Here is a 14792-nt window from a genome sequence, read left to right on the forward strand (position 1 = left end):
TCATGTTCGAAGAATTTGCTGGACAACCCGGATTGCCGACCCTGTGGTTCCTCGTGGTCGGAGTGCTTCTCATCGGATACATCGTTCTCGACGGATTCGACCTAGGCGTCGGCATGCTGATGGGGCGCATCTTCTCCCGCAATGAGAAGGAACGCCGTCTGTTGCTGAACACGATCGGTCCTGTATGGGACGGCAACGAGGTATGGCTGGTGACCGGGGGTGCGGCCATCTTTGCCGCATTTCCGATGTGGTATGCCGCGCTGTTCTCGGCGCTGTACATTCCGCTGACCCTCATCCTCCTGGCCCTGATCCTGAGAGCAGTGTCGATCGAATACCGAGGCAAGTTGACCGGCCCGAGGTGGGAGCCCCGGTGGAACGCGATCATGTCCGTGGCGTCGTTCTTCATCGCGTTCCTCATCGGAGCCGCCCTCGCCATCACGACGACCGGGCTTCCGCTGAACGACAACGCGGACCGCGTCGGTGGTCCCTTCGCGTGGCTGACCGTGCCGGCCGTGATCGGCGGTTTGGGAATGGTCGGCTTCAGCCTGGTCCATGGGCTGGCCTTCCTGGCGCTCAAGACAGACGGCGAGGTGCGTCACCGGGCGCGAACAATGATGGTCCGGATCCTCCCCGTGGCCCTGCTGCCGATGGTTGCGTGGGCCGTGTGGCTCCAAGTGATCGGTGCGACTCCGCTGTCGTTGATCCTACTGGTCGTCGCGGCGGTGGCGGCCCTCGCGTCCTGGATATTCGCGACCAGGGGACGGGAAGGTATCGCCTTCACGGCAATCGCGGGATTCGCGGTCTTCGGGGCACTGTCGATCTTCATGGCCGCCTACCCGAATGTCTTGCCGAGCACCATGGCGGACGGGACCACGTTGACCGTCGCGAATGCTTCGTCCTCGCCGTACACGCTGAAGATCATGACCATTGTGGCCGCCATAGGGCTCCCCGTGCTGTTTCTCTATCAGGGGTGGACCTACTGGGTGTTCCGCAAGCGGCTCTCGGCGGAGCACATTCCGGAGGCGCACCGAGTCACGGAACTCTCCGAGCGCCCCAACGCGGGCTGACCGATCGTTGTGAGCGTCGCCGACAACGACCAACAGGACCGGCGGCGGGCGAACCGACGTCCGCCGCTGGGCCCGCATGCACGACGGGTCCTCCCGGTTCTGGGCGTCCTCAGCGCGCTGAGAGCCCTCGGACTCGTTGGGTTCTCCGCGGCCGTGGGGTCGTTGGTGACCGCTCTCGCGCAGGCGGCCTTCGCCGCGGCCTCCCACGGGGTTGGCGGGACGGCTTCCACCGGCTGGACCGAATTCATCGGGTCCCACTCCGCCGGGGCCGACGGTATCCTCCCTCACTGGCTCGTCGGGGCCGATCCCGGCGTCTGGTCCTGGGGCGCCGTGGTTCTAGGCGTGGCGAGCCTGGCACTCCGGGCGCTGGCGGACTGGGGGCTCTCGGTTGCCGCGCAGCGCGCAGCGACCGAAACGAAGTCCACGATCCGCCAGGGCGTGCTGCGACGAGTACTCTCGGCACCGCGTTCCCAGACCACCGGCGGAACGGCCGCGTCCGACGGTGCCGTGGCGGTCCTGGTCTCCCGCGGACTGGACGCCCTGGACGACTATTACGTCAAAACGATCACGGCACTGGTCTCCACGGGAGTCATCCCGGCGATCCTGCTGGTGGTGGTGCTGTTGGCGGATCCCATCAGCGCCTTGGTGCTGGTGCTGACCCTGCCGCTTGTTCCCGTTTTCATGGTCCTCATCGGCAAGACGACCCAGAACGACACGCGCGAGGCCCAGTCCCAACTGCTGAGGCTGTCCCAGCACATCGTCGAGCTCTCTCGCGGCCTGCCGGTCCTGGTCGGTTTGAAGAGGGAGAAGGCGCAGTCCCGGGCCCTGAACGACTTGGGGGAGTCGTACCGGAAGCGAACCATGACGACCCTGCGTTCGGCGTTCCAGTCCTCTCTCGCCCTCGAGCTGATTACCACGATCTCGGTGGCTCTCGTGGCCGTGTTCATCGGGTTGAGGCTCGTCTCGGGCCAGATCGGTCTCGACACCGCGTTGCTGGTTCTGCTGCTGGCCCCGGAATGCTTCCAGCCCCTGCGGGATGTCGGGACGGCGTTCCACCAATCCCAGGACGGCGTGGATGCGCTGCGCCGCTCGGAAGAGATCCTCGAGGAACCCACCGGTACATCGGTGATTTCGCTCTCTTCGGACCCCGAGATCTCGGTATCGGGGCTCACGGTCGAGTACGCCGGCCGAGGACGAGCCCTCGACGATCTTTCCTTCGTCCTGGAGCCGGGGACCACAACCCTCCTCACTGGGCCCTCCGGATGTGGGAAGACCACCTTGCTCAAGACCATGGCCGATATGGTGCGCGACGGGAACGACGTCGGGGCCGGCGACGGGACTACCGTTGCCGGCTCGGTCTCCGTACCCGATTCGGTCGCCTGGATCGGCCAGTCGCCCGGTTTTATTGCGGCGACTGTCGTGGAGGAGGTGGGCCTTTACGCGAATCCGGAGAACGCTTCCACGTGGCTGCGCGACGTGATGGGACACGACGGGGAATCCCAGGAGGAGGCGTCTCGGATTCGGGAACTGTGGAATCCGGTGATCGAGGCCTCGCTCAAGTCGGTCGGCCTGGAAGACCTCGGTTCCGTGGCGCCCGCGGCGTTGTCCGCGGGCCAGGCGCGTCGTCTCGCGATTGCCCGCGTTCTCGCCGCGGTGCGCCCCACCACAGGAGAACTGCGAGGTCGTTCTTCGGGGCCGAGCCAGTGGCTGGTGCTCGTCGACGAGCCGACGGCGCATCTTGACCGCCGAGCCGCGGGCATGGTCAGCGACGCACTTCGGGAGCTGACCGAATCGGGGGCGACGATTCTGTGGGTCACACACGATCCGGCTGCCGCCCCGACCTCCGCGGGACGCATCGAACTCGACTCAACGGGCCGCCTCGTCCGGCACCTTCCGGCCACCCGGTGTGAGCCGTTCACGAGCACTCCGGAGAAGGGAAACAAGACTGCAACGGACGTTGCGGGATTCCAGTGCGGTCACCGTGAGCGACGTGCCACCCCGCAGCACGACTCGCGGAGTGCAGGCGGAGGGAGCAACCGTTCCGAGAAGCCCGGTGTCCGGGAGACACTGCGAACCCTGTTCCGGGTTTCGGGCCTCCGGGCGTCCCAAGTGTGCGGGTCCGTCCTCCTGTCCTTCCTCACAGTCGCATTTGGCGCGTCCCTGACGGCGCTGTCCGGCTGGCTCATCGTCAGGGCCTCACAGCAACCCGGAATGATGTACCTGATGGTCGCGATCGTCGGGGTGAGGTTCTTCGGCCTGGGGCGGGCGGTCTTCCGCTATCTCGAACGTCTCCTCACCCACGATGTCGTCCTCAAGGCGGCCAACAGACTTCGGTCGAACGCGTGGGAGTCCATGGGGGAGACCGCGCTGAGTCTCAGATCATTGCTGCGGGGTGGAACCTTCTTGGACAGACTCGTCGGGGACGTGGACGAAGTCCGGGATTCGCTTCCCCGCGTTCTCCTCCCGATGGCGACCAACATTCCCACCATGATCGCGGCCATCATCGCCACGTACCTGACCGTGCCACCCGCAACATGGGTGGTCGCCGCGGCGGCACTCGTCACGAGCCTGCTGGCACCGTGGCTGGTACTGATCGCGGACCAACGGGCCGAAACGGTGAGTCGCGATGCCGTCCAACGAACCCTGAGGGGCGCGCTGGGTGTGATGGAAAGCGCCGAAGACCTGAAGGGCAACCGTCTCAGCGACGCCGTCCTGGGGGTGCTTGCCGGCCAGGATCGCCTCGCCCTCGCGGCCGCCCGGCGCTCCGCGACCGCGTCGGGGCTGGGTAATGCGCTGTCCTTGGCGACCTGGTGGGCGGCGGCATTGGCCATTGCGGTCATTGCCTGGGATCCGGTGTCGACGGGCGGCATTGCGGCACCTGTTGCCGCGATACCCGTTCTCCTGTGCACAGCCCTCGTGGAACCCTCCTCCCAGACCATTGATTCTGTGCGTGCCTGGCCCGCATTCGCCCGGCTGGTCGCCAAGATCAGCCCCGCCTCGGAAGCCCTCGAGTCGCACGCGCACCCCGTAGGAATTCCCGAGCGGAAAGAAGAACGGGAACCAACGGAGCCTTCGGACGCCCAGGAGTTGCACCTTGCCGATGTTTCGGCCCGCTGGCCCGGCATGGAGGAACCTGCGATTCGGGGCGTGACCGGCCGGGTCGGACGCGGCCAGGCGCTCGGGATCACCGGACCGTCCGGGGCGGGCAAGACGACCACGCTCGCTGTCCTCCTGGGGTTTCTGCGCCCGGAGCGAGGCGCAATCCGCGTCGACGGCAACACCATGGCCCCCGAGCAACTGCGCGGCGCCTCCGCCTGGTGCCCGCAGGATGCCTACATCTTCGATTCAACGGTGCGCGGAAACCTGCTGCTGGCCAGACCGAGAGAATCGGCTCCGTCGGACCAGGAACTCGACACCATGGTGCGCCGGGTCGGTCTGGGAAGCCTCCTGGACACCATGGAGCACGGTTTGGACACCCGGGTCGGTGCAGGCGGATCGCGATTGTCCGGAGGGCAGCGTCAACGGCTCGCGATGGCTCGAGCGCTTTTGACCAATGCGCCTTTCCTCCTGGTCGACGAACCGACGGCACATCTTGACGAGCCTTCGGCCGCGGCCCTGGTGGAGGAGCTCGACAGGGCAACCCGAGGCTCCTCCGATCAAGCGGGTCCGGGTACTATAGTCATTTCACATCGCCCCACCGATCTCGGCCACTGCCGGTCCGTCGTCACTCTGGGACATGGTGCAGGCCGGTAGTTGGGTCGCGTGCGGCAGGGCCTAACCCCGAGCGCGCCTGCGGGCGTTCAAGGAGCATCACAGCACATGCGCCGCACACTGAAGGTCCTCTCGATCGTTGCCCTGATCCCCGCCTTCTACCTGCTGTTCGTGTTGCTGACCCCGTGGCTCCAGCGTCAGGGAACGGGTCTTGCCGCCCCATGGACCACGAGCCTCATCGTGGGGCAGGTCCTTGCATTTCCGCAGATCATCGGCGGAATCATGGCGATATTTTTCCCCGTCTGGATCATCGCCGGGTGGCTCGTGCGACGCGTATCCGGACGGCGTGGGCGCCCCAACGGGACACCTCTGGTGGGCTTCATCGTCTCTGCGATGTGCCTGGTTCTGGCTCTCAACCCCGCCTCGGCTCCCCAGGAAGGGCCGACCGAGGGCCAGACGATGTCCGTGGTCAGCTGGAATGTCCACGACGAACTCACCCGAGCTGACCTCGACCGTGTGGTCCGAGGCAACCCTGAAGTCGTCGTGCTCCCCGAGGCCAGCACCGGTCCGCTCCAGAAGTACCTCTCCGAGCTGGGCAAGGACTCGGACTACCAGGTCTTCGCTACGAGCACCGGCTCCGGCCTCTCACCGACCAGCGTGCTGATTTCCAAGAGTCTCGGTACGTACCAGGTCGCCGAGGGCGAGGAACCAACAGTGGGGACTCTCGCCCTCCGCCCAGCCGATCCCGCGTCATCGAATCCCGTGATTCTGGGCGTCCACACGGCGAGTCCGGTTCCGCGATGGATGGACCAGTGGGACAGCGATGTCGGGTCGGTCCTGGACGACGTGTGCACCCCGCGCAACGAGGGTTCGCCGCGCCCGGTCATCGCTGCGGGCGACTACAACGCCAACCCGTGGCACGGACACATGGCCACGATTCCGGGGCGTGACGGGTGCACGGATGCGCTCCCCGCATCAGGCGTCTCCCGGGGTACGTGGCCCAGCTCCTTGGCCGCGTGGACCAGAACCCAGATCGATCACGTCGTCGTCAACGGCGACATGCGGGTCAACGACGCCGACGTGATGCCCATCGAAGGACCCTCAGATCACGTTCCGGTCCGGGCGACCCTCCGATTCTGAGGAAGGACCAGAACCCAGAGCGCGCCCTCAGGCATCGACGGTGTCGTCGGCATCGTCCCGGACCGATCCGTCCTCAGCACCGGATCCGAGCGCAGGTCCGATCGCGTCGATCGATTGGGACAACGGCACGCCGGAACCGTCCCGGGCGCCGAACTCGGTCGGGAGGGACCGGGCAACGCCCGCGGCCGAGACAGCCTTCGCCGGGCCCCTGCCCGCCCACGCGAGCTTCAGCCCGGATTCGCCCTTCAGGAAACGATGCGCCCGGACGCCGCCCGTCGCACGGCCCTTGGCCGGGTACTCCCCGAATTCGGTGATCTTGGCCGATCCCGCTTCCGTGCCCGGCAATGATTCTTCGGCTTCGGAGACCGTCACGACCACGGCCGACTCGGTGGGAGACAACGCGCCGAAGTAGATGACCCTGTCGCTTTCGGCGACCTTGATGCCCGCCACGCCACCGGCGCTCTTGCCTTGCGGACGCACCTTGGCGGCGTCGAAGGTCAGCAGCTTGGCCTCCCGGGTGATGAACACCAGGTTGTCGTCATTCGATGCGTGGCAGGCGCCCACCACCTCGTCTCCGGCCTTGAGGGAGATGATTGGCCAGTCGTCCCTGTTCAACGGGTAGTCCGGGTTGACCCGCTTGACCACGCCATGGGCCGTGCCCAGGGCGATGACCTGATTCAGGGGAACCAACGCAATCAGCGACTCATTCTTTTCCAGCGTCAGGAATTCCTTGACCTTGACCCCGGTTCCAAGGTTCGGTGCGCTGCCGGACAACTCCATCTGAGGAATGTCCATCACATTGATCCGCACCATGCGCCCGGACGAGACAACCGCACCGATTTCCCCGCGCGCCGTAGCCGGAACCAGCGAGCGCAGCGCATCGTGCTTGATCCTCTTCCCCGGATCCTCGAAGGACTCCCGGCCGCGTGGGCTCCCAGGGGTGCGGCCGAGTTGACCCGAGGTCGACAGGGCGATCCAACACGGGTCGTCCGCGATTTCCAGAGCCAGACCCAGTCCCTTCTTCGCGGAGGCCGCGCCGCTGTCCGTGGCGGCCGAGGCGAGCGCGGCCAGATCGTCCGAATCGGCGAGCTCGGTCCGGCGGTCGGTCCCGTACCGCTCGGCGACCTCGCTCAGCTCGTCCGAGACGACGCCGCGCAACTTCTGGTCCGAGGCCAGGATCGACTCGAGCTCGGCGATGGTGGCTCGAAGCTCGTCCCTCTCGGCCTCCAGTTCGATGCGGGAGAACTTGGTCAGCTGTCGCAGACGCAGTTCCAGGATGTGGTTCGCCTGGGCTTCACTCAGGTCGAAGACCATCATGAGTCGTTCCCGGGCCTGGGCCGTCTGGTCGGAGGAGCGAATGATCTCGATGACTTCGTCGATATCGAGGATGGCAACGAGCAGGCCCTCGACCAGGTGCAACCTGTCCTTGGACTTGCCGAGTCGGTAGGTGGTGCGTCGGCGAACGACGTCGATGCGGTGCTCCACGTAGACCCTGAGCAAATCCAGAAGCCCCAAGGTCCGTGGCTGCCCGTCCACGAGGGCGACATTGTTGATACCGAAGGAATCCTCGAGTGGGGTGTGCTTGAACAAGGATTGCATGACGGCGTGCGGGTTGAACCCGTTCTTGAGTTCGACCACGAGCCGCGTGCCATTCTTGCGGTCGGTCAGATCGACGACGTCGGAGATTCCGGACAGCTTCTTCGACTGGACGCCGTCCTTGATCTTCTCGATGACTTTTTCGGTCCCCACCAGGTACGGCAATTCGGTGATGACCAGCCCCTGCTTGCGCGCGGTGACCTGTTCGACCGTGATCTTGGCACGGGACTTGAAGGACCCGCGGCCGGACGCGTAGGCGTCCCTGATGCCTGTCAGGCCGACGATCTTTCCTCCGGTCGGCAGGTCCGGCCCAGGAATGAACCGCATGATGTCTTCGAGACTGGCGTCCGGGTTGTCGATCATGTGCCGCGCGCCGGCGATGACCTCGCGGAGGTTGTGGGGAGCCATGTTCGTGGCCATGCCGACGGCGATGCCGGAGGAACCGTTGACCAGAAGGTTGGGGAATGCGGCCGGGAGGACCCCGGGCTGCGTGAACTGGTTGTCGTAGTTCGGGACGAAATCGACGACGTCCTCGTCCAGGTCACCGGTCAGCGCGAGGGCCGCGGGAGCCATGCGGGCTTCGGTGTACCGCGCCGCTGCGGGGCCGTCGTCGACCGAGCCGAAGTTGCCGTGTCCGTCCACGAGCGGCAGCCGCATCGCGAAATGCTGGGCGAGTCGGACCATCGCGTCGTAGATCGCCCCGTCCCCATGGGGGTGGAGCTTGCCCATGACCTCACCGACCACGCGTGCCGACTTCACATGCCCTCGGTCTGGTCGCAGGCCCATCTGCGTCATCATGTAGAGGATTCGTCTCTGGACCGGCTTGAGGCCGTCCCGCGCATCCGGAAGTGCCCGCGAATAGATCACCGAGTACGAGTACTCGAGGAAGCTCGTCTCCATTTCGGAGGACACATCGATATCGACGATGTTCTCGACGATGTCGATCGGGAAATCCTCGGGAGTGTGCGACGACTTGCGGCGGGGGGCCATCTGTGAATCCTCACGGTCTGACGGTTCTGGGCCTCACCAGTGTAGAACAATAGGAACCTGTGACTTGCGATACTAGACTGGGAGCATGCCCGAAGAGAATGCGTATCCCTCCCACTGGGAAGCCGATGTCGTGTTGCGCGATGGCGCGACCGCTCACTTGCGACCCGTGCTTCCGAGCGACCAGGACGCACTGGCCGCGATGTACTCCAGGCAGTCCGAACGCACCATCTACTTGCGGTTTTTCACCTACAAGTCCTCACTGAGCGCGAAGGAGCTCGCGCGCTTCACCACGGTCGACCACAACGATCGCGTCGCCTTCGTGCTCATGCTCGGCGCGGAAATGATCGGTATTGGACGCTTCGACAGGACCAATGACCCCCATGAGGCGGAGGTCGCATTCTTCATTTCCGACGCCCACCACGGTCGGGGTATCGGTTCCATCTTGCTCGAACACCTCGCCGCGGCCGGACTCGAGCGTGGCATCACCAAATTCTCCGCCGAAGTCCTTCCGGAGAACCGGAAGATGCTCAATGTCTTTTCGGAAGCGGGCTTCGAGGTTGCGCGTGTCTTCGACGACGGCGTCGTCATGGTCAATTTCGACATCGACCCCACGGAAAAGTCGCGCGAAGTCATGGCCTCCCGAGAGCACCGTGCCGAGGCGAAATCAGTCTCCGCGCTGATCGCACCGAGGTCGATCGCGGTGATCGGTGCCTCCCGGGATTGGAGTCAGGTCGGCCACGAGATCCTGGTCAATGTTGTCGAGGGCGGTTTCGCGGGACCCATTTACGGGATCAACCCGGAAGCCTTCGAACTTGCGGGCATGAAAGCGTACCCGAGCATCGATCAGGTTCCGGAGCCCGTGGACCTCGCGATCATCACGGTCCCTATTTCCGAAGTAGCGGGCGTGGTCGAGGAATGCGGGCGCGCGGGGGTGCGCGGTGTCTGCATCGTCACGGGAGGGTATGCCGACGACGGCGCCCGGGGCCGCACCCGGCAGCAATCCCTGGTCCGTACCGCGCGCAGCTACGGTATGCGAGTCATCGGTCCCGCGTCCTTGGGTCTGATCAACACCGACCAGGCCGTCGCGCTGAATGCGTCGTTGAGCCCTTCGCCCCCGACACCGGGAGGGCTGGGGCTCTTCAGCCAGTCCGCAGCCATCGGGGTATTGCTGTACACCTCGGCCCGCCGGCGGGACCTGGGATTCTCCACGATTCTCTCCGGCGGGAACCGTGCGGACGTTTCCGGGAACGACATGATGCAGTACTGGGAGGATGACGGCCGGACCACCGCGTGCTGCATGTACCTCGAGTCGATCGGGAACCCGCGCAAATTCTCGCGCATCGCCCGGCGCCTGGCCAGGACCAAGCCGGTCATTGTGGCCAAATCGGATGTCACCGGGGTTCAGTTGCCGCCCGGGCACACGGGGCGCACCAGCTCGGCCCCGCCGGAGGCCCTCAACGCGATGTTCCGCCAGTCCGGTGTGATTCGGGCCGAGACCTCGGAGCACCTGATGGACATCGCACAGCTCGTGGTCTCCCAACCCCTGCCACGGGGCAGGAGGGTCGCCGTCTTCTCGAACGCCTTCGCCCTGGGCAGAGTCATTGCGGACGCGTGCACGAGCTACGGCGTCGAGGCAACGCACACCGACCACGTCTTGGACACGGCGAGCCCGGACATCGACATCCTCGACATGATTCGGGATTCCGTTCTGACCGCGTTGCGCTCCTCCGACGTCGATGCCGCAGTGGCCTCCTTCCTGCCGTCTCCTTTTGTGGGACAGGACGAAATCACCGAGGTTCTTGCCGATTGCGGCGTCGAGACCGGCAAGCCCGTTCTCGCTGCCTACACCGGCGTCGTCGAGCCCACGGACTATCAGCGCGGGATCTATCCCTGCCCGCGGACGTGGACGGGAGCGGACGGGGAAGAGACCCGGACCTATCCGGGCGTTCCCTGCTATGAGAGCCCGGGCGCGGCCATCGGGGCGTTGGCCGCGGTCATGGACTACATGGCATGGAGGGCACAGGAAGACGTCTTCGTTGCCGAGATCGAGGGCACGAACGCGAAGGAAGTCGAACGGCAGATCCAGCGGCTCGGCCCGCGGATTCCCGGTGAGGGGCTTCTGAAGCTCTCCGCGCCCGATGCCACGGAGATGCTCTCCGCATACGGTATCTCCGTCCTGGAATCCGTCCCTTTCGAAACCAAGGAGCAAGCGGTGGAAGCCGCCGACAGGTTGGGGTACCCGGTGGCCCTCAAAGCGATCGACCCCACCATGCGGCATCGCCTCGATCTTGGGGGAGTGAGACTCGGCATCGAGGACCAAGAATCCCTCGTCAGAGACATCGACCTGATGCACCGGACGCTGGCCACCTACGGCAATTTCGATCTCGAGGTCCAGAGCATGGCCCCCACCGGTCAGAACTGCGTGATCCGGGCCATGGAAGATCCTCTGCTCGGACCGGTTCTTTCCTTCGGAATCGCAGGAGACACCGTCAACCTGCTGGACGACTGGGCGCACCGCGTGCCGCCGCTGACTCAGCGCGACGTCGAGAAGCTGGTCAGGTCCCCCAAGGCGGCACGGAAGCTCTTCGGGTACGACGGTCTTCCACCGGTCGCCGTGGAACTTCTCGAGGACCTGATCCGGCGCGTGGCGGAGCTCAAGGACCGGCACCCCGAGATCGCCCTCCTGGAACTGAATCCCGTGATGATTTCGGAGGATGCCCTGACCGTCCTGGACTGCACGGTCGAACTGGGGAATCCGGAGCAGCGGACGGACAGCGCGCGCAGGACCATGTCGCGGTCGTGACGACCTCGGTCTGACGGCGCCCGAGTGGGGTCGTAGAATGGGGCGGAAGCGCCCCTGTCCGAGGGCGAAGAATTCCCCGGCCAGGGGAGAGGCGGCCCCGCGTCGTCGTCGAACATCGAGAGCGAGTGCATGGCTGAGTCAGGAAATATGGGCAAGTATCTGGACCGCGACATCGTCAATGCGGGGTTCTACCCCCAATTGGTCAGTGACGTGGTGCGGGATGCCCTGGACGGGCAGATCCCGTCCTCGCACCTGGTCCACTTGGAGACGCACTTCGACCAGACCGAGGTCCACCGCCACGTGACCGTGCTGGCCCTCGCCGGCGAAATCGTCCAGATCACCCACGTGGACGACCAGTCCCTGGACGAGGACGGAAACCAGGTCGTGGCTCACGTCTCGACCGAAACGGTCCCGGTCCGCAACCTGACCTCGGTGACGCTGTCCTACGCTTATCGCCAGCCGCAGAACTACACGCCTGATTCCCTGGCCGCGGAGGTGACGCTGATGATGTCCTGGACGGGCAGCCATCGGCTGGACCTCCAGCCCGCGGGCTGCTCCGATCCCCAGTGCGAGGCCGACCACGGATACACGGGAGTCGCCGCACGGGAAGACGTCGTCCTCCGGATCTCTGCGGAGGCTGATGGCCAACAGGCCGTGCAGGACGCCAAAGAATTCGCTCGAGCCCTCCGTCGGGCCAATACCGCCCTCTCGGGGACCTCGCACTCCTGATGCCGATGCAACACCCGAGCTCGGAACCCACGGCACACGACCTGACCGGCCGGTCATTCCCGACTCCGCCGCGGTACGGCCTGAACTCGATCGGGGACGTGCTGTCCTCGGCCGCGTCGATGTACCGGCCAGTCGCTGATTCTTCCCGACGGGCGGAGTTCCCCGATGCTCTCGGACTGGGCGCCGGGTTGGCGGACCGGGGCCGCAAGGGTCCTTTCCGGAACGTGTGCGTTGTCCTCGTCGACGGCCTGGGGAGCGCGCTCCTGTCGCGCAACGCCGGGCATGCCCCGAACCTCCGGAAGTCCCTGGACCTCGGTGATCTGGACGCTGCCCTGCCCTCGACCACGGCGGCCTCCTTGGCCGTGCTGGGCACCGGGTTGCCTCCTGGCCGGACCGGAATGGTCGGGTACGACGTCGTCGACCCCGATCGCGACGTCGTGGTCAATCAACTGTCGGGATGGGATCCCGCGGTCGACCCTCGGCAATGGCAACCCCACGCCACGGTCTTCGAACGGCTGGAAGGCATGGGAGATGTGGTGACCGTGTCGATGCCCGCGTACGAAGGCAGCGCCCTGACCCAGGCAGCTTTGCGCGGAGGTCGATTCGTCGGCGCAGGATCGACTCTGGCGCGTATCAGCCAGGCGTCCGAGATCTTGGGCCATCGCTCGCCGACCTTCATGTACCTGTACTGGGGAGAGCTGGATCAGACGGGGCACAAACACGGGTGCACGTCGGAGCGCTGGCTCGAGTCCCTCGAGGAGCTCGACCACGGCCTCAAGCGGCTCACCTCCCGTCTCGGTCCGGAAACCCTGGTGTTGCTCACCGCGGACCACGGCATGGTCGACATACCCGCCGAGGACCGGGTGGACTACTCACAATTCCCGGACCTCATCGACGGGGTCAGGCTCACCGCGGGGGAGCCCAGGATGGTGCAGTTGCATCTCGAGGACCCCGGAGACTCCGACGTCCGAGCGAGACTCTCAGCCGCCTGGGCGAATCGCTTCGGTGACCGCGCGTGGGTTCTGGACAGAGACCACCTGATCTCGGCGGGGTACTTCGGTAAGCACGTCCGTCCTGAAGTGCGCGACCGGATCGGGGATCTCATCATTGCCGCCCACGGCTCGCTGGCCCTCTTCGACCTGCGTCGCACCAACCCGGGGGCACTGTCCATGGTCGGGCAACACGGCTCATGGACGGACGACGAAAGATTTGTGCCCCTGAGGGCGTGGGCGGGGACCTGATTCCCGCGGAGACGGGCTCCTACCGGGCCCGTCGGTTCACCGGTTCGGCGCAGATGCCCCGCCATTGCCCTGACCGTTACCGGAACCACCGCCGGGCTGGCCAGGATTCGAAGGCTGAGGCGGCTGCGTGGGGGCCTGGGTCGGTTCTTGAGTGGGTGGCTGCGTGGGGGCCTGGGTCGGTTCCTGCGTGGGCTCCTGAGTAGGTTCTTGCGTCGGTTCCTGCGTGGGTTCCTGGGTCGGTTCCTGCGTGGGCTGTTGCGTCGGCTCCTGGGTCGGAGCCGGCGGCGCTTGCGTCGGAGCAACCGTCGGTGGTTCCTGGGGCACCTGACCGTACGGATCGGTCGGTTCCGGCTGCTGCTCGATCACGGTGGGTGTCGGAGCCGGGGCGGGACTCGACCACGCAGGCTTTGACGAGGAGCTCGAGGGAGTCGAGGACGTCGACGTGGGCGACGCGGTCGTGGCGGTCCCCTTGGGGTTGTCGCCACCGGAGTTGAGCACGGCGATCGTGGCCCCGCCGCCGATCACGGCGATGCCCAGGACGGCCGCCCCGGCCCACAGCAGAGGACCCTTCCGCGAAGGTTGGTCGTCCTCCGGGCCGGGAGCATCGGGGGTCGCGGCCGACGCGCCGGCTCCACCGGCACCTGCCGCGGCGGTTGCCCCGATGGAATCATCGCCCTCAGATGTCTCGTGGTGGATCCAACCGGTGGGCTCACCGGGACTGACCGGGACGATGGGACCCGTGGGGGTAGCATCCGTCGGTTCGTTCCCCTCCGTGTGCCCGCCCGACGACGCAGCACTCGCGGCGCCGGCACCGGCGGCACCGCTGGCACCGGCCGCTGCCGCTCCGGCCCCGGCACCCGGGGCTGCGCTGGAACCGACCGAGCTCGCGCCGCCGTCGGAGGCGGCAGCATCCTGTGAGGAGCGTCGAGGGGCTTGGCCCTCGGTCAGGGCAGCCAGTCTGCGACGTCGCTGCTCCTCGGCGGTCGCGGCCTCGCGCCGGCGTTCCTGTTCGATCCGTTCCTGTCGCCGACGCTCGCGCTTGGACTGGGGCAACGCGGCATCGGAGAAGAGCTCGTCATTGAGGCTCTGCATGGGTTCGGTCTCGAGGGCATTGTGAGCCTGGGTCTGACCGACGTACTCGTACCCCGGGGCCAGCTCCTGGGTTGCCCCCGTGGCCGGCGTATTCGAGGATTCGTCCGAAGGAGACGCGGTGACGCGTGATTCGGAAGACGACGTCTCGGCCGACTCCGTCGAAGCCGCGTCGCGTTCAGGGTCGTTGCCGGACGCATCGGACGGGGGATTCGAATGATCGGTGCCCTTGGCCGCCTGATCTTTCGATCCCTGTACATTCTGGGGGAGCGATGAGTCTGTGCCGCTCCCCGGACGTGCCTTGCGGCGCTTCTTCCCCATGAAAACCTTTGTGCGTTGCGTGCCGTAACAAGTCCATGACTACCTGTAACACACAAAATACCGTGCGCCGGTCGCTATGGCGAGCCCGGTGACGTTTTCTGCGTC

The 14792-nt window shown here is 66.0% G+C and carries 8 protein-coding genes; 6 read left to right on the forward strand and 2 right to left on the reverse strand.

The genetic code is table 11. The features are described from left to right. Positions 1-2 precede the first annotated feature (2 nt). The 3 genes from cydB to AB0Y14_RS00595 all read left to right on the forward strand — a co-directional run bounded on the left by cydB (position 3) and on the right by AB0Y14_RS00595 (position 5918). Complete coding sequence (cydB, locus tag AB0Y14_RS00585; RefSeq protein ID WP_436587365.1) at positions 3-1067, forward strand: cytochrome d ubiquinol oxidase subunit II; 1065 nt, start codon at positions 3-5, stop codon at positions 1065-1067. A 9-nt stretch (positions 1068-1076) separates the two neighbouring features. Next, positions 1077-4820, forward strand: a complete 3744-nt coding sequence (gene cydC, locus AB0Y14_RS00590) for a thiol reductant ABC exporter subunit CydC (protein ID WP_436587366.1) — start codon at positions 1077-1079, stop codon at positions 4818-4820. A 66-nt stretch (positions 4821-4886) separates the two neighbouring features. Then, positions 4887-5918 (forward strand): endonuclease/exonuclease/phosphatase family protein, encoded by a 1032-nt coding sequence (locus tag AB0Y14_RS00595; RefSeq protein WP_436587367.1) that lies wholly within the window; start codon positions 4887-4889, stop codon positions 5916-5918. A 27-nt stretch (positions 5919-5945) separates the two neighbouring features. Here the strand turns inward: AB0Y14_RS00595 and AB0Y14_RS00600 are convergent, their stop codons facing one another. Then, entirely contained in the window at positions 5946-8504 is a 2559-nt protein-coding gene (locus AB0Y14_RS00600) for a DNA gyrase/topoisomerase IV subunit A (protein ID WP_436587368.1), read from the reverse strand. Between the two features lie 85 nt (positions 8505-8589). On the opposite strand from AB0Y14_RS00600, the gene AB0Y14_RS00605 reads away from it, so the two are divergent. From AB0Y14_RS00605 to AB0Y14_RS00615, 3 genes are all read left to right on the forward strand, one after another. Next, positions 8590-11307: a bifunctional acetate--CoA ligase family protein/GNAT family N-acetyltransferase gene (locus AB0Y14_RS00605; protein ID WP_436587369.1), complete on the forward strand. Its 2718-nt coding sequence runs from the start codon at positions 8590-8592 to the stop codon at positions 11305-11307. Positions 11308-11436: 129 nt separating this feature from the next. Next, entirely contained in the window at positions 11437-12036 is a 600-nt protein-coding gene (locus AB0Y14_RS00610; RefSeq protein ID WP_436587370.1) for a DUF5998 family protein, read from the forward strand. Between the two features lie 5 nt (positions 12037-12041). Then, positions 12042-13277, forward strand: coding sequence for an alkaline phosphatase family protein (locus tag AB0Y14_RS00615; protein ID WP_436587371.1), 1236 nt, complete (start codon positions 12042-12044; stop codon positions 13275-13277). A gap of 36 nt (positions 13278-13313) precedes the next feature. Here the strand turns inward: AB0Y14_RS00615 and AB0Y14_RS00620 are convergent, their stop codons facing one another. Further along, positions 13314-14687 carry a hypothetical protein gene (locus AB0Y14_RS00620; RefSeq protein WP_436587372.1) on the reverse strand — a complete coding sequence of 458 codons (1374 nt, stop codon included), beginning with the start codon at positions 14685-14687 and terminating at the stop codon, positions 13314-13316. Between the last annotated feature and the right edge of the window lie 105 nt (positions 14688-14792).

This window comes from Rothia sp. HC945, from assembly GCF_051370785.1.
In the GTDB taxonomy this organism is placed as follows: domain Bacteria; phylum Actinomycetota; class Actinomycetes; order Actinomycetales; family Micrococcaceae; genus Rothia.

Coding starts and splice junctions, on each gene's coding strand:
- cydB (WP_436587365.1), top strand. CDS start 3: ATGTTCGAAGAATTTGCTGGACAACCCGGATTGCCGACCCTGTGGTTC.
- AB0Y14_RS00595 (WP_436587367.1), top strand. CDS start 4,887: ATGCGCCGCACACTGAAGGTCCTCTCGATCGTTGCCCTGATCCCCGCC.
- AB0Y14_RS00600 (WP_436587368.1), bottom strand. CDS start 8,504: ATGGCCCCCCGCCGCAAGTCGTCGCACACTCCCGAGGATTTCCCGATC.
- AB0Y14_RS00605 (WP_436587369.1), top strand. CDS start 8,590: ATGCCCGAAGAGAATGCGTATCCCTCCCACTGGGAAGCCGATGTCGTG.
- AB0Y14_RS00610 (WP_436587370.1), top strand. CDS start 11,437: ATGGCTGAGTCAGGAAATATGGGCAAGTATCTGGACCGCGACATCGTC.
- AB0Y14_RS00615 (WP_436587371.1), top strand. CDS start 12,042: ATGCAACACCCGAGCTCGGAACCCACGGCACACGACCTGACCGGCCGG.
- AB0Y14_RS00620 (WP_436587372.1), bottom strand. CDS start 14,687: ATGGGGAAGAAGCGCCGCAAGGCACGTCCGGGGAGCGGCACAGACTCA.